The 19,128-nt window shown below is 73.3% G+C and carries 15 protein-coding genes; all 15 read right to left on the bottom strand.

Going from position 1 to position 19,128, the window contains the following annotated elements; all coding sequences use genetic code 11:
* Positions 1 to 4: 4 nt before the first annotated feature.
* The 15 genes from rfbC to asnB are packed head-to-tail and all read right to left on the bottom strand — an operon-like array spanning position 5 to position 19,126.
* On the bottom strand, positions 5 to 556 hold the full coding sequence (rfbC, locus tag IG05_RS0137415; protein WP_030348576.1) for a dTDP-4-dehydrorhamnose 3,5-epimerase: 552 nt from the start codon (positions 554 to 556) through the stop codon (positions 5 to 7).
* Complete coding sequence (locus IG05_RS0137410) at positions 553 to 1,773, bottom strand: polysaccharide pyruvyl transferase family protein (protein ID WP_030348575.1); 1,221 nt, start codon at positions 1,771 to 1,773, stop codon at positions 553 to 555. Before IG05_RS0137410 ends, rfbC begins: the two co-directional genes overlap by 4 nt.
* Positions 1,770 to 2,717 (bottom strand): glycosyltransferase family 2 protein, encoded by a 948-nt coding sequence (locus IG05_RS0137405; protein ID WP_030348574.1) that lies wholly within the window; start codon positions 2,715 to 2,717, stop codon positions 1,770 to 1,772. Before IG05_RS0137405 ends, IG05_RS0137410 begins: the two co-directional genes overlap by 4 nt.
* Positions 2,714 to 4,012: a membrane protein gene (locus IG05_RS0137400; RefSeq protein WP_030348573.1), complete on the bottom strand. Its 1,299-nt coding sequence runs from the start codon at positions 4,010 to 4,012 to the stop codon at positions 2,714 to 2,716. Before IG05_RS0137400 ends, IG05_RS0137405 begins: the two co-directional genes overlap by 4 nt.
* Positions 4,009 to 5,292 carry a DUF4910 domain-containing protein gene (locus IG05_RS0137395; protein WP_030348572.1) on the bottom strand — a complete coding sequence of 428 codons (1,284 nt, stop codon included), beginning with the start codon at positions 5,290 to 5,292 and terminating at the stop codon, positions 4,009 to 4,011. Before IG05_RS0137395 ends, IG05_RS0137400 begins: the two co-directional genes overlap by 4 nt.
* The gene (locus IG05_RS0137390) at positions 5,280 to 6,305 is read right to left on the bottom strand and encodes an NAD-dependent epimerase/dehydratase family protein (protein ID WP_030348571.1); all 1,026 of its coding nucleotides are present in this window, start codon (positions 6,303 to 6,305) and stop codon (positions 5,280 to 5,282) included. The genes IG05_RS0137395 and IG05_RS0137390 overlap by 13 nt, the downstream gene beginning before the upstream one ends.
* A gap of 3 nt (positions 6,306 to 6,308) precedes the next feature.
* Entirely contained in the window at positions 6,309 to 6,956 is a 648-nt protein-coding gene (locus IG05_RS0137385; protein ID WP_030348570.1) for a PIG-L deacetylase family protein, read from the bottom strand.
* Positions 6,953 to 7,750 (bottom strand): glucose-1-phosphate cytidylyltransferase, encoded by a 798-nt coding sequence (locus tag IG05_RS0137380; protein ID WP_030348569.1) that lies wholly within the window; start codon positions 7,748 to 7,750, stop codon positions 6,953 to 6,955. The genes IG05_RS0137385 and IG05_RS0137380 overlap by 4 nt, the downstream gene beginning before the upstream one ends.
* A 13-nt stretch (positions 7,751 to 7,763) precedes the next feature.
* Positions 7,764 to 8,999, bottom strand: coding sequence for a class I SAM-dependent methyltransferase (locus tag IG05_RS0137375; RefSeq protein ID WP_030348568.1), 1,236 nt, complete (start codon positions 8,997 to 8,999; stop codon positions 7,764 to 7,766).
* Entirely contained in the window at positions 8,996 to 10,237 is a 1,242-nt protein-coding gene (locus tag IG05_RS0137370) for a glycosyltransferase (RefSeq protein ID WP_030348567.1), read from the bottom strand. Before IG05_RS0137370 ends, IG05_RS0137375 begins: the two co-directional genes overlap by 4 nt.
* A 2-nt stretch (positions 10,238 to 10,239) precedes the next feature.
* On the bottom strand, positions 10,240 to 11,472 hold the full coding sequence (locus tag IG05_RS0137365; RefSeq protein ID WP_030348566.1) for a membrane protein: 1,233 nt from the start codon (positions 11,470 to 11,472) through the stop codon (positions 10,240 to 10,242).
* A 1-nt stretch (position 11,473) separates the two neighbouring features.
* Entirely contained in the window at positions 11,474 to 13,009 is a 1,536-nt protein-coding gene (locus IG05_RS0137360) for a right-handed parallel beta-helix repeat-containing protein (protein ID WP_030348565.1), read from the bottom strand.
* A 9-nt stretch (positions 13,010 to 13,018) separates the two neighbouring features.
* Entirely contained in the window at positions 13,019 to 14,986 is a 1,968-nt protein-coding gene (locus IG05_RS0137355) for an alginate lyase family protein (RefSeq protein ID WP_030348564.1), read from the bottom strand.
* Positions 14,983 to 17,175, bottom strand: coding sequence for a bi-domain-containing oxidoreductase (locus tag IG05_RS0137350; RefSeq protein WP_030348563.1), 2,193 nt, complete (start codon positions 17,173 to 17,175; stop codon positions 14,983 to 14,985). Before IG05_RS0137350 ends, IG05_RS0137355 begins: the two co-directional genes overlap by 4 nt.
* Positions 17,176 to 17,191: 16 nt before the next feature.
* Complete coding sequence (gene asnB, locus IG05_RS0137345; RefSeq protein WP_030348562.1) at positions 17,192 to 19,126, bottom strand: asparagine synthase (glutamine-hydrolyzing); 1,935 nt, start codon at positions 19,124 to 19,126, stop codon at positions 17,192 to 17,194.
* Positions 19,127 to 19,128: the final 2 nt, after the last annotated feature.

Below are 19,128 nucleotides of genomic sequence, written 5' to 3'. Positions count from 1 at the left end.
GACTTCATCCTTTCCGGTGTTCCAGGACCGCGGCGAGGCTCGGCGCCTCCCGGTCCCGCTGGGACATCGAGCTGACCGGCAGCGGCCAGGGAACGGCGAGCTGCGGGTCGTCGTAGGCGATCGTCACGTCCTCGGCCGGATCGTGCGGCCGGTCGATCCGGTAGGAGGTGTCGGCGGTGTCGGTGAGCGCCTGGAAGCCGTGCGCGCAGCCCGCCGGGATGTACAGGGTCACCTGCGTCTCGCCGGACAGTTCGAAGAAGGCCCGGCCCAGGTAGGTCGGCGAGTCCGGCCGCAGGTCCACGACGACGTCGAAGACCTTCCCGTACGAGCACCGCACCAGCTTGGCCTCGCCGGCGCCGGAGCGCAGGTGCAGGCCGCGCAGCACGCCCCGGACCGAACGGGACAGGCTGTCCTGGACGAAGGCGTCCGGGTCGAGGCCCACCGAGCGGACCACGTCGGCGTCGAAGGTGCGGCAGAAGAAGCCGCGTTCGTCGGTGTACGGCGTCGGCTCGAACAGGTAGGCCCCGTCGATCTCCGGAACCTGGATCGCCTTCATGGAGCCTCCCGCAGGGTGTGGGCGTGGCCGGCCGCCGGGAACAGGGCGGTGGTCAGGGCGGTGAACTGGTGGTCGAGTCGCCGGGCGGCGGCCCGGTTCCGCTCGGCGAGGGTCTGCCGCAGCTCGGCCGACTGCTTCTCCAGCGCCCGGAACTGCTCCAGCAGCCGGTCGGCGTCGACCTCGCGCGCCGGGTGGCAGTACGCGGCCAGCCCCATCCCGGCCATGAGCGCGTCGCTCTTCGCCGCATAGGTGACGGCGAGCGTCGGTGTGCCGGTCTTCAGCGCGCAGATCAGGTTGTGGTAGCGGATCGCCACCACGGTGTCGGCGGCCGCGGTCTCGTGCATCAGATCGGTCAGTGAGGCCGTTCCGGCGGCGGTGACCAGCGGCGAGCCGACCGCGTCGAGGATCGCGGCGACCACCGGCGCGTCACACCGGTCGCCGGTGAGCAGCCGGACCGGCCTGCCCTCCTCCACCAGCGCGCGGACGAACCGGATCGTCCCGTCGAGGTAGCGCCGGTGGATCTCCTCGGCCCGGGCGCGGTCGTCGTTGCCGCCGCGGAAGTCCATGACACCGACGCAGACCCGGCCGGGCGCATCCGAGGGGACGCCGGCCGGCGGCGTCGGCAGGGAGAACGCGAGGTCGGGGTAGACCTCGTCGCGCCTGGTGTCCACGCCCATCGCCCGCATCGCGTCGCGGGACTGGGCGTCCCGGTAGGACCGGTACGCGGCCAGCCGCGCCGACCAGCGCACCAGGGCCCGGGTCGGCCGGTTGCCGATCTCGGCGGCGCCGACGCTGACCAGCGCGACCCGGGTGCCGAACAGCCGGCCGCTCGCGCAGAGCAGGAACAGCGCGTACGGGAAGCCCCACGGCCGCAGTGGCAGCGTGGCCTCCAGGACGCCCATGCCCGGCACGATCACCACGTCGTGCCGGCGCACCCAGGCGGCGGTGCGGAAGGCGTCGACGAGCTTGCCGAGGCCCTTCGCCGCGATGGCGCCCGCACGCGACGCGGTCCGGTACTCCGCGCGGTTCCAGTGCAGCCGCGTGGCGGGGATCCCGAACCGGGCCGTGACGGCCTCGGGCCCGCCGCACAGCGCGTCCACGACCGCCTCCGGGTGCTCGGCGCGCAGGTACCCGAGCACGGCCTCCAGCGACCCGTCGTTGCCGAGGTTTCCGGAGCCCAGCAGGCCGAACACCCCCACCCGTGCCGCGGCCCTCATGCCCGCCGCCCCTCACGCCCGGCGACCAGGGCGTCCACGGACACGGTGACGCCGTCCGGGTCGACCGGGGCGCGGTCCTCGACCCGTTCCCCGGCGCCGGGCCGGACCCGGCTGGTCATCCACGCGCCCAGGTGGCGGTAGCAGGCGCGCCGGTCGGCCGGGGACAGCGGCGCCCGCCGGATCGCCGCGACGAAACCCCAGACGTACTCGGCGAGCAGCCGGGGCGTCGGGTGCAGCGGGCCCGCCCGGCGCGGGTCCAGGTTGACGCACCGGGAGCGCTTGGAGGGGTTCGCCCGCTCGGCGCGGGTGGGGTGGTCGCGCCGGAAGTACAGCAGTTCCGGCACCTGGTGGAAGGCCCCGTGCAGGGTGATCTCGGCGACGAACGTGCGGTCCGCGTGGTGGTAGCTGTCGAGCGGCTTCACCCGGCGCAGCACGTCGGCCCGCATCACCCCGTAGAAGTCGTCGCCACCGGGCTCGAACAGCAGGCTGCGGAAGCGCTCCGGCGCGTGCGGCGAGTCGGTGGCGAGCGTGTACGTGTAGGGGACCTTCACCCGGCCGGCGCCGTCGACGACCGCCTGCTCGGTGTGCGCGAGGATCACGTCGGGCCGTTCGTCCAGCGCCGCCACACAGCGCTCCAGCAGGTCGCGGCCGTACAGGTCGTCGTGCGAGGCCCACTTGAACAGCTCGCCGCGGGACTCGGCGAACACATGGTTGTGGTTCGGCGTGGCGCCGATGTTCCGAGGCAGCCGGAGGTAGCGGATGCGGGAGTCCTTCGCGGCGTACCGGCGGCAGATGTCCTCGGTCCCGTCGGTCGAGGCGTTGTCGGAGACGACCAGCTCGAAGTCCTCGTACGTCTGGCCGAGCAGGGCGTCGAAGGACTCGGCCAGGTACTCCTCGCCGTTGTACACGGGCAGGCCGATGCTCAGCCTGGGTCGGTCGGTCATGCGGTCCTCACTTCGGGAATCGGGTTCCGGCGGTGCTCGCGCAGGGCGGACCGCAGGTGCAGCCACCACACGGCCGAGCCGCTGACGGTCGCGGCGGCGACGCCCCAGGCCGAGCCGACCGCGCCGGCCGCGGCCGCCCCGCCCAGCCCGCCGCCGACGTAGCAGACGGAGGCGAACAGCTGGCAGCGCAGGCTGCGCCGGGCCGCGCCGAACGCGCGCAGCCCGGCCGCCGCCCCGGTGCCGAGGCCCGCGCCCGCGACGCCGAGGGTGATCGGCACGATGAGCTGCGAGGCGGAGTGCCAGACGTCGCCGAGCACCAGTTCGCCGAGCCGGTGCGGCAGCAGCAGCAGCGCCCCGCCCCACAGCAGCGCGGCCGCGGCCTGCCCGCCGCCCAGCAGGAGGCAGAACGAGCCGACGCGGTGCGGGGCCTGCCGCAGCACCCGTGCCGCCTCCGGGACGGTGACCAGCGACAGCCCCATCAGCACGGCGAGGAACGGACCCATCAGGAGCTCGGCGCCCCGCACCGCGCCGACCGCGCCGACCCCGACGATCGCGCCGAGACCGTACGCCCGCAGCTGGCTGGCGCCGCTGAGGCTGACGTTCTCGACCAGGTACCGGTAGCCGAGATCACGCTGCTCGCGGAGCCACCCCCGCGCCCCGGTCACCCGGGGCCGCAGGCCGGACTGGAGGCAGCCGTACGCGGCGGCCACCGCGGCGGACGCGCCCCAGGCGAGCACGAACGCGGCCACGCTGCCCGCCCGGGCCGCCAGGACCATGGCCGGGACCAGCGCGACGCCCCACACGAGGTCGTTGACGAACGCCTTGCGCCCGGCGCCGGCGGCGAAGAACGAGAACCGCCAGGCGTCCTGGAGCAGCAGCCCCGGCAGTGTGACACCGAGGCAGAGGAACGCGGGCCCCACACGGCCGCCGAGAGCCGGGCCGGCCACCAGGCAAGCCGTGCCGATGGCCGCGCCGACGCAGAGCGCGGTACCCGTCGACCGGACCACCGCCCCGCGCCAGGAGGCGTCCGGCACGCCGCTGAAACGCACCACGAGCGGGTCGGTGGCCAGCCCGCGGGAGACGTTGAGCACCACGCCGTACGTCACCCAGGCCAGGCTGAACACGCCGAACGCGGTCACCCCCAGCGAGCGGGCCACGTAGGCGCCGACCACGAAGTTGCTGATGCTGGACGCCGCCTGGTCGGCCAGTCCCCAGGAGAGCCGGCCGGCGAGGGCCCGCCGGGCGGACCCGGCCGGTGCGGTCGCCTTCTCGTCCTGGGCGGTCACCGGCGTCATGCCTTGATCAGCCCGGCGCCGTGCAGGGCGCCGGCCGCGGCGGCGACGGTGTCGAACGGCAGCCCCGACCGCTCGGCGACGTCCAGCAGACCGTGCTCGCCGTCGGAGAGGCTGAGCACCCAGAGCATGGCCATCTGGGCCTCCTTCGCGTCGCTCCGGCCGCCGAGCGAGTCGTACAGCCCGCGCCGGCCCAACTGCGGTTCGCCGTACGGGCTGAGGTTGACGTACCGCCGGTTGCGGTCGAGCACGGCGAATGCCTCGCGGCAGACGGCGAGGGTGTCCGCCATCGCCTCCGGGGAGACGAAGTCCAGGTTGTCCGCCGACGTGTGGTACTCGGGGTAGCCGGCGTACGGGGTCCGGCTGAGCGAGCCCACACCGAGATCGAAGCCGGGCGAGCAGAACTGCCGCTCGTCGTAGCCGTACGGAGTGAACTCGGTGACGCGGTGCGGGCGTTCGGAGGCGGCCAGGATGTGCCGCATCACCCGGTCGATCTCCGCGTCGCCGCGCCGGCTCTGCTTGTACGTCAGTTGACCCGGGTCCCCGGCGCAGGCCAGCACGAGCCCGTGCCGGACCCGGTCCACCCGGTCCGCGTTGCGGGCCAGCCAGGTGATCGCCCCGATGGTGCCGGGCGCGAAGATGAACCGGTAGGTGTAGTAGGGCGTCCGCTCCGCCAGCGCACGGGCCAGGTAGGTGGCCACCGCGATGCCGGCCAGGTTGTCGTTGGCCAGCGACGGGTGGCAGACGTGACAGGAGACGATCACCTCGTCCGGGACCTGCCCGGGGACCACGTGCTCGGCGTAGGTGAGGTGGCCGTCGGCGAGGGTGGAGTCGATGCGCACCTCGTACTCGCCGTCCGGCAGCGCGTCCAGGGTCTCCTGGGCCAGGCAGAATCCCCACTCCGGCTGGTAGTAGCTGGTGCGGTACGGCACCCAGGACGGGTGCTCCGGCAGCGTGTACAGGTGTGCGCGCAGCTCGGCCAGCGGCATGGTCGCCGACACCGGCACGCTGTAGCCGAGCACGTGCAGACTGGACGCGGCGAAGTCGACGACCCGCCGGCCGGCGGAGTCGGCGATGTACGCGTCCCGGATGTTCCACTCCTGCGGCACCGTCCAGTCGAGCACCTGGGTCCCGGTCGGCACCTCGTGCACCCGCAGCGGCACGTACTCGCCGACGATCTCCAGGGTGGCGCGCACACCGTCGCCGGTGATGCTCCGGCACAGCGGGTAGAGCCGCTCCACCAGTGCGTACATCTCTTCGCCGGCCGTGGTCATCGGCGCCACCGCAGGGTGCCGTCCACCGCGCCGGCGTCGGACGCGGCGCGCAGCACGGCCAGCCGGGTGAAGCGCCGGTCGAAGTCCTCCCGGGTCAGGCCGTGCGTCCGGTAGGCCTCGGCCAGTTCGACCGCGCCCTGCTTCACCGTCCACTCGCAGTCGAAGCCGGGCACCGCGGCACGGAACCGGGAGAAGTCCACCCGGTACGACCGCGGGTCGGCACCTGTCTCCCCGGTGATCACCACCTTGGAACCGGGCACCGCCTCGGCGACCTGCTCGGCGATCTCGGCGACCGTGACGTTGTTGGCCTCGCTGCCGATGTTGAACGCCCGGTCGTGCACCGCTTCCCGCGGCGCGGTCAGCGCGGCGGTGAAGGCCCGGGCGATGTCGGCGGCGTGCACCAGCGGGCGCCAGGGGGTGCCGTCGGAGAGCACCAGCACCTCTCCCGACAACAGGGCGTGGCCCACCAGGTTGTTCAGCACGATGTCGGCGCGCAGCCGGGGCGAGTAGCCGAAGGCGGTGGCGTTGCGCATGTACACCGGGCTGAAGTCGCCGTCGGCCAGCTCGTGCAGATCGTCCTCCACCCGCACCTTGGACTCCGCGTACGGCGTCACCGGGCGCAGCGGGGCGTCCTCCGCGACCAGGCCGGCGCCGCCGGCGGCGCCGTACACCGAGCACGTCGACGCGTACAGGAAGCGTCCCACCCCGGCGTCGCGGGCCAGCCGGGCCAGCCGCACGGACGCGTGGTGGTTGATGTCGTAGGTCAGCTCCGGCGCCAGCGCTCCCAGCGGGTCGTTGGACAGCGCGGCCAGGTGGATCACGGCGTCCACCCCGGCCACGTGCTCGGCCGTGACGTCGCGCAGGTCCACGCGCGGCCCCGGCGGGTCGGCGGGTGCCGGGCCGAGGACGCAGTCGGCGAACAGGCCGGCGTCCAGGCCGGCGACTTCGTGGCCGGCGGCCCTGAGGACCGGGGCCATCACGGTACCCAGATAGCCCTGGTGTCCGGTCAGCAGTACGCGCAAGGTTCAACCCCCCAGGTTGAGCGTGAGTTTGGTGACGGCGAACGCCTCGGCGTAGCGCGCGTGGCATTCGATGCCCCGGATCCGGGCCAGCCCGAGGAAGGCCTCCCGGTCGTACCAGGGCCGGTGCCGCTGCGAGGGGTAGTGCTCCTGCAGCAGCCGCACCTTCTGTTCGGCGGTCTCCGGCGACAGCGGCTGGTACGCCGCCGGACGGCCCAGATCGCCGTCCCACTTGACGATCTCGTAGCCGAGGACGAGGTGGTCGCGGAACGCGGTCGGCATCAGCCGCGCCAGGCCGCGGTGGTCCTGGTGCGCGTCGTCGGTGCGCGGCGCCAGGATCAGGTCCGGCTCGCTCCGGGCGCGCAGCTCCTCGACCGCGGCCTTGGCCTCGTCCCAGTGCACGGGCAGGCGGCCGTCCGGCAGCTTGAGCACGGTCAGCCGCAGGTCGGCACCCGGGCAGAAGGCGGCGAGCGCGGCCCGCTCCTCCTGCTCCCGTTCGCCGCCCCCGCCGGAGAGCACCAGCGCGTCGACACGGACACCCGGCCGGGCGAGGCACAGCGTCAGCAGCGTGCCGCCGGCACCGATGGCGATGTCGTCGCAGTGCGCGCCCACCGCGACGATCCGGTCCAGGGGCCCGGCCCCGAGCCGGATCACGCGGTCCTCGCCACGGCGCCGTCCCGTTCCCACACGGCCCAGGGGCGGTCGCCCCGGGCGTACGCGTCGTCGAGCGCGGCCCGTTCCTTCACGGTGTCGGTCGGCTTCCAGAAGCCGCGGTGCCGGTGCGCCACCAGCCGGCCGCGCTTGGCCAGCCGGGCGCACCCGTCGGCGACCAGGTCGCCGCCCTCCGGTATGTGGTCGAAGACCTCCTGGCGGAGCACGAAGTAGCCGCCGTTCTCCCACAGCGGCAGTTCGCTCACCGGGGTGATGCCCCCCACCAGGCCGTCCTCGCCCAGGTCCACGCAGTGGAACGAGGACTGCGGCGGCACCACCATCATCGACGCGCCGGCGTCGCGCCGGGCGAACCGGTCGATCATCTCCGGCAGCGGGGCGTCGGTGAGCACGTCGGCGTAGTTGGCGAGGAACATCTCGTCGCCGTCCAGGTGGTGGCGCACCCGGCGCAGCCGCTCCCCGATCGGCGACTCGATGCCGGTCTGCGCGAACGTGATCGTCCAGTCCGCGATGTCGGTGGACAGCAGCTCGGTCCGCCCGCCCCGCAGCACGAAGTCGTTGGACGTCGTCTCCTCGTAGCTGAGGAAGAACTCCTTGATGTGGTGCGCCCCGTAGCCGAGGCACAGGATGAACTCCGTGTGCCCGAAGTGCGCGTAGTAGCGCATGACGTGCCAGATCAGCGGCCGGGGGCCGACCATCGCCATCGGCTTGGGCACGTCGTCGGAGGCCCCGTTGCGCATCCGCATCCCGTAACCGCCGCAGAACAGAACGACCTTCATGCTGTGACCTCTTTCACGACGCGACGTCGACGACGCTCAGTTCCGGGATGGGAAAGACCAGCCGGCCGCCCCACTCGTGCACGAAGGACAGCTGCTCGACCAGCTCCGCCCTCAGGTTCCACGGCAGCACGAGGACGTAGTCCGGCCGGTCGGCGGCGATCCGCTCGGGCGACAGGATCGGGATGCGGGTGCCCGGCGTGAACCGGCCGTGCTTGTAGGGGTTGCGGTCGACCGTGTACGGGAGCAGGTCCGGCCGGATGCCGCAGTGGTTGAGCAGGGTGTTGCCCTTGCCCGGGGCGCCGTAGCCGACGACCGTCTCGCCGCGCTCGGCCGCCTCGATCAGGAACCGCAGCAGGTCCCGGCGCACCTTGGCGACCCGGGCGGAGAACTCGGTGTACCCGGCCAGCTCCTGCAGCCCGGCGGCCTTCTCCCTGGCCAGCACGTCCGCCACCCGCTGCGTCGGCTCGCCGGCCACCTCGGCGGGCCGGGCCCACAGCCGGATGGAGCCGCCGTGCGTGGGCAGCAACTCCACGTCCACCAGCGCGAGTCCGCCGCTCGCCAGCGCCCGGATCGCGGAGGCGACCGTGTAGTACTGGAAGTGCTCGTGGTAGATCGTGTCGTACTGGTTCTCCTCGATCAGGGTCAGCAGGTGCTGCACCTCGACGGAGACCCAGCCGTCGTCCGCGACCAGGGCGCGCAGCCCCTGAGTGAACCCGACCACGTCGGGGATGTGCGCGTACACGTTGTTGGCCACGACCAGGTCCGCCGGGCCGTGTTCGGCGCGGACGGCCGAGCCGGTGTCCGGGCTCAGGAACTCCGTGAGCGTGGGCACTCCCGCGTCCCGCGCCGCGGCACCGACGTTCACCGACGGCTCGATGCCGAGGCAGCGGATCCCGCGGTCCACCACGTGCCGGAGCAGGTACCCGTCGTTGCTGGCGACCTCGACCACGAAGGCGTCCGGGCCGAGACCCAGCCGCCGCACGGCGTCCGTGACGAACGTGCGCGCGTGCTCCACCCAGGAGGTCGAGTACGAGGAGAAGTACGCGTACTCCTCGAAGGTCTCCTCCGGCGTGATCAGCGGCGGGATCTGCGCCAGCCAGCAGTCCGTGCAGACCCGCAGGTGCAGCGGATACGCCGGTTCCGGCTGGTCGAGCTGGTCCGCGGCGAGAAAGCTCTCGCACGGTGGCGTCGCCCCGAGATCGACGACGCTCGCCATCGCCTCCGAGCCGCACAGTCGGCATCGTGTCATCTTCCGTCCCCATCCCCCCTGCTCGCGGGGGTGTCCCCGCCGCGAGCCAGTGCTGACCGTCCCGCGATCGCGGTGCGGTACTCCTCCACCAGGCGCTCCAGCCCGACGGCCGGGCTGAAGTCCTGTGTGTAACGGCGCCGGGCCGCCTGCCCCATCTCCCGGTTGCGGTCCGGCCCGTCCGTGATCCGGCGCAGGCACGACGCCAGCGAGGCGGCCTCGCCCGGCCGGTGCAGCAGCCCCGTCACCCCCTCCTCGACGAGTTCGACGAAGGCGCCGTGACCGGCGGCGACGACCGGGACCCCCGCCGCCATCGCCTCCACGACCACCAGGCCGAACGCCTCCAGCCATGTCGAGGGCGCCACCACGGCGACGGACCGCGCGACGGCCTGCCGGCACTGAGCGGTGTCGTACAGGCCGGCGTAGCGCACGTCGTCCCGGCCCGCCGCCCAGGCCGCCACCTCGCGCTCCAGCGGCCCCGTCCCGGCGATCACGAGCGGCACGCCGAGACCGCCGCCGGCGGCGATCTCGTCCCACGCGGCCATCAGCAGCCGCACGCCCTTGGCCTCCGCGAGCCGGCCGAGATACAGCAGGTGCTCTCCGGCGCCGGTCCGGCAGGCACCCGGCTCCGGCACGAAGTTGTGCTTCACCGCCAGCCGTTCGGCCGGCATGCCCGCCCGTACCAGGACGGCGCGCTGCGCCGCGGAGATGCAGAGGAACCGCTCCACGCCGGACCACCACCGCCGCCGGTTGACCGACAGGCTGACCGCGAGCGGCACCGTCGCCAGCCGGGAGCCGCGGTAGCAGCCGTGCCGTACGGCGGGCAACGGCGCGGACCCGACGCACTCGGTGCACGGCCGGCCGTCCCGCTGCAGCGTGCCGGGCGGACAGATCTGGGTGTAGTTGTGCAGCGTGGCGACGGTGGGCACACCGGCGTCCGCGCAGGCGGCCAGCACCGCCGGCGACAACAGCGGGAAGACGTTGTGGACGTGCACCACGTCCGGCCGTTCGGTGCGCAGCCGGGCGGCCAGCTCCGCGCGGACCGCCGGGTTCCACGGCACCAGCAGCGGCAGCGCGGCCTTGCCCAGCAGAGACCGCCCGGCGATGTCGTCGCTGCGCCGCTCGAACACCTCCACCCGGTGGCCGGCCTCGCGCAGCAGCGCCACCTCCTGGTCGACGACCTTGTTCTCCCCGCTCGGCTGCGCCGAGGCGTAGCGGTTGTGCACCACGAGGACGTGCATGCTCAGGCCACCTCCGAGGTCTGGGCCCACCGGGGGGCACGCCGCCGGCGGACTTCGGGCGCCGGCGGGGGAGCGGCCGCGGCGGGCGCCGCCAGCAGCGAGGCGGCCACGGTGAGATGCAGCAGGTACGGCGAGGCGTCGCCCAGCCCGGCCTCGGTGTACGACGCGATCGCGCAGTAGCTGATCAGGAAGATCGCACAGGCCCGTTCCAGGGACGGTGGCCGCAGCAGCGCGACACCGCCCAGCACGATGATGACCGCCGCGACGAGGCCGACACCGATCAGGCCCTGCTCGTTGTAGACGGCCAGCCAACTGTTGTCGATCGGCAGCCCGCCGAACGACTTGTCGCCCAGGCCCACGCCGAACAGCTGCTCCGTCGTCGACCGGGGCGCGGCCAGCAGGGCGTCCCAGACCTTGGCCCGGCCGGTGAGGTTGGAGAAGTTCTCCTTGCTCTGCCCGCGCAGGAACCACGCCTGGAGCGCGGAGGCGAACCCCACCCCGGCCACCACGACGCACAGCACCGCCCAGGTGAAGAACCGGCGGGCCGCGGCGCTGGTGAGGATGAGCGAGCCGATCGCCAGCGCCAGCCCGGTGAGCAGGCCGAGCGTGGCCGTACGGGTATGGGTCAGCGCGAGCAGGACGAGCGACGGCACGATGACGACCGCCGCGCCGGCCTTGTCGGTCCGGCGGCCCAGGACGAGCAGCACGGTGAGCCCGGTGATCACCGCCGCGTACTGCCCGATCTGCGGCGGCGTCAGCGGCCACAGCGCGCCGACCAGCCGCCCGCCGTAGAGGTCGGGCAGGGCCGCGCCCGGTGAGATGACCAGGCCGGCGGCCACCGACCCCAGCACCGCGAAGTACATCCGGATGTGGTGCCGTACGAACGTCGGGCTGCCGTCCCACCAGCGGCTGAGCAGCCACAGCGTGCCGACGAAGAGGGCCAGCCGGGCGCAGCGGAACAGCGCGCCGAACCCGGACTCCAGGTGCACGCTGGAGATCACGCTCAGCGCCAGCAGCAGGGTGAGCAGGAGCAGGAAGGCGCTCGCCCGGATGCGCAGCCGCAGGTTCAGGGCGAGCGCCAGCGCGAACGCGGCGACCAGCGCGCCCATGGTGACCATCTGGATGAGGGAGCGGGGCAGCGGGACGATGGTCTTCGCCCCGGCGGAACCGAGCGTGTTGAGGACCAGCAGCCCCCAGACCGTCGCGACGGTCTTCGCCGTGGGGTCCGCGCGCATCTCAACCACCGTCCCTTGCGCGGAAGGTGCTGCCCGCGTCCTGCCGGTACGGCGTGCCCTGCCACTGCCCGGAGTCCAGGACCCGGCTGGGGTCGTGGGCGACGAACTTCCACGGCCCGACGTAGACGTTGTCGTGCCAGCGGTTGTGCTGCCTGCCGGTGATCGCCGCGGCCACCCGGTCACCCTTGTACGGCGACCAGTCCGGGTAGGTGCCGTAGTTGGCCAGCACCGCCATGCGGTCGCACTTCACCGTGCAGCCGACGACCGACTTGTCCAGCACGAAGCGGTTGCCGTGGATGTCCACCCGCTGGGTCTTCCACCGGCAGTCGGAGTAGAGCGGCGGCCTGGCGATCGCCGGCTGTGCGCAGCGCTTGGTGTTCTTCACCAGCAACGTGCAGTCACCGGACGAGGTGTTGGCCGGGCTGTTGCAGAACCGGTCGGCGTTCTCCCACAGGGTGATCCCGGACCAGTTGTCCTCCAGCACGTTGCGGTAGATGTCGATCTTGTCGGTGCGGGCCCGGACCCGCGGTTCGCCGCCGGACTCGGACAGGTAGACGGTCGCGAACGGGAAGTTGTCGCCCTGGTCGGCGTACCGGCGGCCCTCCACCCAGTTGTTCCGCCGGATCGTGTTGTCCCGGATGACCGCGTTGTAGCTGGTCTCGTAGATCAGCGCGGCACCGTCGTTGGACTCCAGCACGTTGTCCTCGATGCGGAAGTCGTTGTTGTCGGTGTCCGCCCACATCCCGGCCCCGTGGTTGCCGTGCACCCAGTTGCCGCGGATGTCGGCGTCGTCGACGGCCCAGAACTTGACGCCCCCGGTGCAGCCGCAGCCCGGCCGCCGCCGCTCCCAGTCGTCCCGGTTGTTCCCCGCGATCTCGTTGCCCTCGACCACCAGACCGCGGATACGGCCGCCGGTCTTGTACGCGTTCATTCCGTACTGGCCGTTGTCGCGCAGACAGCTGGCACGGACCTGCTGGCGGGCACCGGCCATCAGCCCGGCACCGGAGTTGTCCCGGATCGTCGCGTGCTCGATCACCCACCCGTCGGCCGAGTCGTGGTTGACCACGCCCTCGTTCTGCGGCGCGACGAAACCCTGCACGGTCAGATAGCGGATGGTGACGTCGCGGGCGGTGCCCCCGAACGCGTACTGGTTCTTCCTCCGGCCGTCGAGCACCGCGCCCGGCGCGGCGAGGTAGGTGTCCCCCTTCTTGGGGATGACCTGCGCGTAGCGGTCGGGGTCGAGCCTGTGCTTGCCCGGCCGGAGCCAGAACGTGGTGTGCGGGGGCCTGCTCCTGGTCTTCGCCGCCAGGTCGCCGACCACCGAGGGGTCCACCGTCACCGCGCCCGCCGGCGCCTTCGCCGGCCCGGCCACCGGGCCGGCGCACACCTGCGCCACGGACCGGGCCGCGGACGTGGACGGCGCAGCGGCCGGCTCCGCAGCCCGGGCGCCCGGCGTGCTCTCGCAGCCGGTCACCGTCAGCAGGGCCAGCGCCAGCGGTGCCGCCGCCCGCGCCCAGTGCCGTCTGTTGATCCCCACGCGCCCCCCCTAGCCGCGGAACCCGAGCACGGTGGTGAACCCCTCCGCGCCGTCGGTGAAGCCGGTGCCGACCAGCGTGGTGGCGGGTTCCCTGCGCCCGAAGCCGGCGGAGTACCAGCCCAGTGGCGGGCCGGTCTCGCCGCGGTGCGCCCGCCAGGACAGCTGCCCGGGCAGGTCGAGCACGGCGGAGCGGTCCTCGCCGTCCCGGGTCCAGGTGAGCACGGCCCGGTGGCCCGTCAGGTCCGCGGTGACCGCGGGCCCGAGGTGGAACGCCAGCCGCGCGGCCCGGCGCGGGCCGGACACCTCGTCGACCACCCTCAGCTCCCGGCTCGCGGCCGTCAGCTCCACCCGGCGGCGGTGCACGCTGGGCGCGTAACCGTCGTGCTCGGCGCACCAGCGGGCCACGCCCGCGCCGGATGTGTCCGCGACCAGGACGCGGCTGCCGGCGTGCCGGGTCCACAGGAACGGGCCGCCGGAGACGGACTGGTCCCCGTCGTCCAGTTGCAGGGTGTTGTGGCCAAGGGTCGACCGGAAGTACCGCCGCCACTCGGGCTGCCCGTGGTAGCAGAACGTCCCCGGGTCGGCGAGCACGTCGACCCCGTCGTGCCGGACCTCGATGGACAGCGCGTCGGCATGGGCGTGCGCGGCGATGGACAGGAAGCCGTGCGGACCGCCGTCGCAGCGGCACCAGATCTCCTCCGGGCCGCGCAGGATGGTGAGCCCCGCGTCGGCGAAGTGCGCCGGCCGGCTCGCCGGGCGGGACACGGCCGGTCCGGTCCCGGTCTTCGCGTACGGCCGGACGAGCGCGGCCAGCAGCGGGGTGCGCACATCGGTGCCGGTCACCGCCGGCCACCAGGCGAGCCGGCCGAACACGGCGTCCCCGGTGGCCAGCAGCGAGCCCCAGCGGTCGGTGCCCGCGCCGTCCACGACCAGACCGTGCCCGTCGTCCGCGTCGCCCTGTCGCGGCGGCCGGAGCCGGCCGTCCACGACGGCCGCGAGCGCGTCGGTCATCCGCAGCAGCACCAGCCGGACCGACGCGGGGACCGGCACGCCCGCGGCATCCGCCTCGGCCACCGCGGCCAGGCCGAGTTCCAGCACGAGTCCGTGGTACTCGGTGGCCAGCTCGCGGTTGAGGCCCGAGGGGAAGGTGTTGCCGCGCAGGTGCCGCTCCAGCGACCGCAGCGCGTCGGCCCGCCAACGCGCCGAGGAGGGGAACCAGCCGAACGCGCAGGCCGCGGCGAACTGCCCGGCGGCCTCGGCGATGACGTGGTTGTTCGCCGAGGATCCCCGGCTGGGGAAGGCGGCCAGCCAGCGCTGGTGGTGCCAGATCTGGTGCAGCGCCACCGGGTTGTCCTCGAACAGGGCGGCCGCGCCCGGCCAGCCGTCGAGGAGCCGGCGGATCCACACCCAGGACAGCAGCCGGATGCCCAGCTCGATGCCGCTGGTCCAGTGCACCCCGCGCAGCGGCGCGTTGCCCGCCCACCAGGACCGCAGGTGCCCGGCCACGCGCTCGGCGTACCGCTCGTCCCCGGTGACGGCGTAGGCGGCCGCGAGCACGGTGAGGTACTGGTGCCGGGACAGCTCCCAGATCTGCTTGACGTCCCCGACGGCGTCCTCGTCCCGGTACGGCACGTCGAAGGCGTAACCCCCCGGGGCGCGGCGCCCGGTCTTCGGGTCGTACCACCAGTCCGGGTCGGCCAGGTCGTCGCGGACCACCCCGAAGTACTCGGCGTGCCCGGACATCAGCCGGTCCGCCTCGGCGACGAGCCGTTTGACGGCGTCCGGCGGCACCTCGGCCACCGTCCCCGCGGGCAGCGGCGTGGTGAACCGGGCGCCGGTCACGCGCGGGCGGTCCGGCCGCACCGACCGCCACCGCCGCCTGCGCACCGCGTCGCCCACCCGGCCGCCGACCTCCCGCGGTCCCATCCGGGACAGCCGCCGGAGGTACCAGCCCGCACTCCCCGCACTCACGGTCATCGGGTCCTCGCCAACGTCACCGGCGCCCCGCCGGCCAGACCGGCCTGCACGGCGAGGGTGGCCGCCGTGGTCGCGACCAGCGACTGGAGCGGCACCGGCATCGGGCCGCCGGTCCTCACGGCCTTGACGAACGCGGCCAGCTCGGCGGACTGGCCCTTGTCCCGGGCCTTGGGCAGCCGCGGACTGACCCACCGCTTGGGGCGGCCGTCGTACACGGCGGCGCGGACGAAGTCGTCCAGCCGCAGCGCCTTGCCGTCCGCGACCAGGTCCAGCGTCTCCTTGGGGAATCCGGCCGGGCCGCTGGTGACGTAGCCGATGGTGGCGGTGGACCCGTCCGGGTAGCGCAGCACGACCTGCAGGTCCTCGTTGCCGGAGGAGGAGACCGCGTACACCGAGACCGGGTCGGCGTCGAGCAGCCAGCTCGCCGTGTCGATGAAGTGTCCGCCCTCGCCGGCGAACCGCGAGCCCTCGGTGCCCTGCTGGAGGTACCAGCTGCCGTGGTCCAGCCGGCCCGCGTTGACCAGGTAGCGCAGGTTCGCCGGACCGGTCCGGGCCCCGAACCGCTGCCGGGCCTCCCGCAGCAGCGGCGCGAACCGGCGGTTGAAGCCCACCTGCAGCCGGTCGTTGCCGGACTCCTCCACCGCCGCGAGCACGCCGGCCAGCTCCTCCTCGGTGAGCGCCAGCGGCTTCTCCACGAACACCGCCTTGCCGGCCAGCAGTGCCTGCCGGGTCAGTTCGGCGTGCGAGCTGTGCCGGGTGACGACGAACACCGCGTCGACGGACTTGTCGCCGAGCACGGCGTCCAGATCGGTGGTCGCCTGCGCGAAGCCGAACTTGCGCTGCGCGTTGGCCGCGGACAGCGCCGTCGTGGTGACGACGGTCGACAACTGCACGCCGTCGCGCTGTGCCAGGTGCGGCAGCAGCATCGACGTCGCGTAGTTGCCCGCGCCGACGAACGCCAGGCGCACCGGCGTACCGGCGGCCCTGGCGGGCACCCGGGTGCCGCGCTGCGGCACCGCGGGCACGGCCACCGCCGGGGCCGCTGTCCGCACCGGTGTCTTCGCGGCCCCGGGATAGCGGAACAGCACCGCCACGGCCTTCAGGTCGCCGTCCTTCAGACGCTGGTAGGTCTCGACGGCGTCGTCGAAGTCGGCGACGTGCGAGACCAGGGGCTCCACGTCGACGCTGCCGCGGGCCAGGAGATCGAGGAAGCACGCCAGGTTGCGGCGCTCGGTCCAGCGCACGTAGCCGATCGGGTAGTCCCGTCCCTCCAGTTCGTACTCGGGGTCGTAGCGCCCGGGGCCGTAACTGCGGGAGAACCGGACGTCGAGTTCCTTCTCGTAGTACGCGTTCCACGGCAGGTCCAGGCGGCACTTGCCGATGTCGACGACCCGGCCGCGGTCCCGGCAGAGCCGGGCGGCCAGCTCGACGGGCTGGTTGCTGCCGCCGCCGGCGGCCAGGTACACCTGGTCCACGCCGTGACCGCCGGTCAGCTCGGCGACGGAGGCCTCCACGGCCGCGGACCCGGGGTCCCCGCAGGCCGTCGCGCCCAGACGCTCCGCCAGCTCGCAGCGCCCCGGGTCCGGGTCGGCCCCGACGACCCGGACGCCGGAGGCGGCCAGCAGCTGTACCACCAGCTGCCCGATCAGCCCCAGGCCGATGACCAGCGCCACTTCACCGAGCCGTGACTCGCCCTGGCGGACGCCCTGCAACGCGATCGACCCGACGGTGCCGAAGGCCGCGTGCCGCGGTGCGAGACCGTCCGGCACCCGGGCGTAGAGGTTCTTCGGCACCCAGTTCAACTCGGCGTGCAGCGCGTGCTCGTTGCCGGCGCAGGCCACCAGATCACCGACCGCCACGTCCTCGATCCCGGCGCCGACCTGCTCGACCACCCCGCACAGCGAGTAGCCGAGCGGCGTGTAGGAGTCCAGCTTGCCCATCACCTTGCGGTAGGTGGCGGGCACCCCGTTGGTGGCCACGCTCTGCACGACCTTGGCCACCTGGTCCGGCCGGGAGCGGGCCTTGCCCAGCATCGACATGCCGGCCTCGGACACCTTCATCAGCTCGGTCCCGGTGGAGATCAGCGAGTAGGCGCTGCGGACCAGCACACCTCCCGGCTTGCATCCCGGCACCGGCACGTCGAGCAGCGCCAGCTCGCCGCTCTTGTAGTTCTGCACTACCTGTTTCACCTGAAGTCCTCTGTCTCTACACCGTCGAGGGGGAGTGCTGGCCGGACCGGGAGGTCGCGCTGCGATACCAGTACTCAAGGGTCAGCACGTGCCACAGATGCTTGGAGAAGTCCCGCTGCCCGGCGGCGTCCTCGGCGACGAGCCGCGCCAGCGCGTCGCGCCGCAGGAACCCGGAACGGACCAGCTCGCCGTCCTCGACCACCTCACGCACCAGCGGAGCCAGATCCCGGCTCATCCAGGCACGCAGCGGGGCGCTGAACAGGCCCTTGGGCCGGTACACGATCTCCCGGGGCAGCACCGAGGCGGCCGCCTCCTTCAGCACCGCCTTGCCCTGCCGTCCGACGATCTTCCGGTCACCGGGCACGGCGAACGCCGCCTTGACCACCTCGACGTCCACGTACGGCACCCGCACCTCGGTCGACGCGGCCATGCTCGACCGGTCCGTGTACGCGAGGTTCAGGCCCGGCAGGAACATCCGGGCGTCGGTCAGGCACATGCGGTTGACGAAGTCGTCGAGGTCGTTGTCCCGGTAGGTGTCCGCGTGCTCGGTCAGCACGTCCTCGACCGTCCCGGCCAGGTCCGGGTCGAGCAGGTCGAGCAGCTCGCCCCGGTCGTACATGGTGTAGCTGCGCCGGAACGCGGTCTCCTCCGGCAGGTCGGCGAAGGAGAGGAACCGCTTGGCGAAGCGCACCGACCGGTACCCCCGGCGGCTCGTGGCGACCGGCAGCCGGTCCACGGCCGCGGACACCCCGCGCCGCAGGGGCCGCGGGACGCGCTGGTAGCGCAGCGCGATCAGATTGGCCAGGTGCTTGCGGTAGCCGGCGAACAGCTCGTCGGCGCCCATCCCCGAGAGCATCACCTTGACCCCGGCCTCCCGGGCGGCCGAGCAGATCAGGAACGTGTTGATCGCGGCCGGGTCACCGATCGGCTCGTCCAGGTGGTACGTCATCCGCGGCAGCAGGTCGAGCACGTCCGGGGCGATCTCGATCTCGTGCAGGTCGACGCCGAACCGCTCGGCCACCTGCCGGGCGTAGCGCAGGTCGTCCGGCATCGCCTCGAATTTGGCGTCCTCGGCGCGGAACCCGATCGTGTAGGCGGAGATCCCCGGTTGCCGGCGGGCCGCCAGCGCGGTCAGGTAGCTGGAGTCGAGGCCGCCCGACAGGAAGGTCGCCACGGGGACGTCGGAGAGCAGGTGACGCCGCGTCGAATCCGCCACGACGGCGGTGATGTCCGGCTGTTCGCCGGCCCGCGCCCGCTCCCGGCCCTCGGCGGCGACGTCCTTCAGGTTCCAGAACCGGCCGCGTTCCACCCGCCCGTCGGGCCGGCACCGCAGCCAGCTCCCCGGCGGCAGCTTCTCCGCCTCGCGGTACGCGCACCGGGTGTCCGGCACCCAGTAGTACAGCAGCGAGGCCACCAGCGCCGCATGGTCCACCTCCAGCGACCCGCCGGTCACGGCGGCGAGCGCCTTGAGCTCGGAGGCGAACACCAGGCCCCCGCCGCGCCGGAGCAGGAACAGCGGCTTGATGCCGAGCTGGTCGCGTGCGAGCACCAGCTCACCGGTGCGCTCGTCGAAGATGCCGAACGCGAACATGCCGCGCAGCCGGGGCAGGCAGTCCGTGCCCCAGCGCCGCCAGGCCTCCAGCAGCACCTCGGTGTCGGAGGTGCCGCGGAAGCGCACCCCGGCGGCGGCCAGTTCGGCACGCAGCTCGGGCGCGTTGTACAGCTCCCCGTTGTACGTCAGGACGAGCCCGTCCGAGGCCATCGGCTGGGCGCCGGTCCCGGACAGGTCGATGATGGCCAGCCGGCGGTGCCCGAGCTGCACCTCGCCGTCACCGGCGGGGTGGCTGTACCGGCCCGCCCCGTCCGGACCGCGGTGGGCGAGTATGCCGGTGAGCCGGTCGGTCACGGCCTTGCCGTCCGGCCACCGGTACGTGCCTGCGATGCCACACATGT

The sequence above is a fragment of the Streptomyces sp. NRRL S-1022 genome, assembly GCF_000720135.1.
GTDB lineage: Bacteria > Actinomycetota > Actinomycetes > Streptomycetales > Streptomycetaceae > Streptomyces.
Note: the sequence above shows the minus strand (reverse complement) of the source record. Positions and strands in the feature narration are given on the sequence as shown.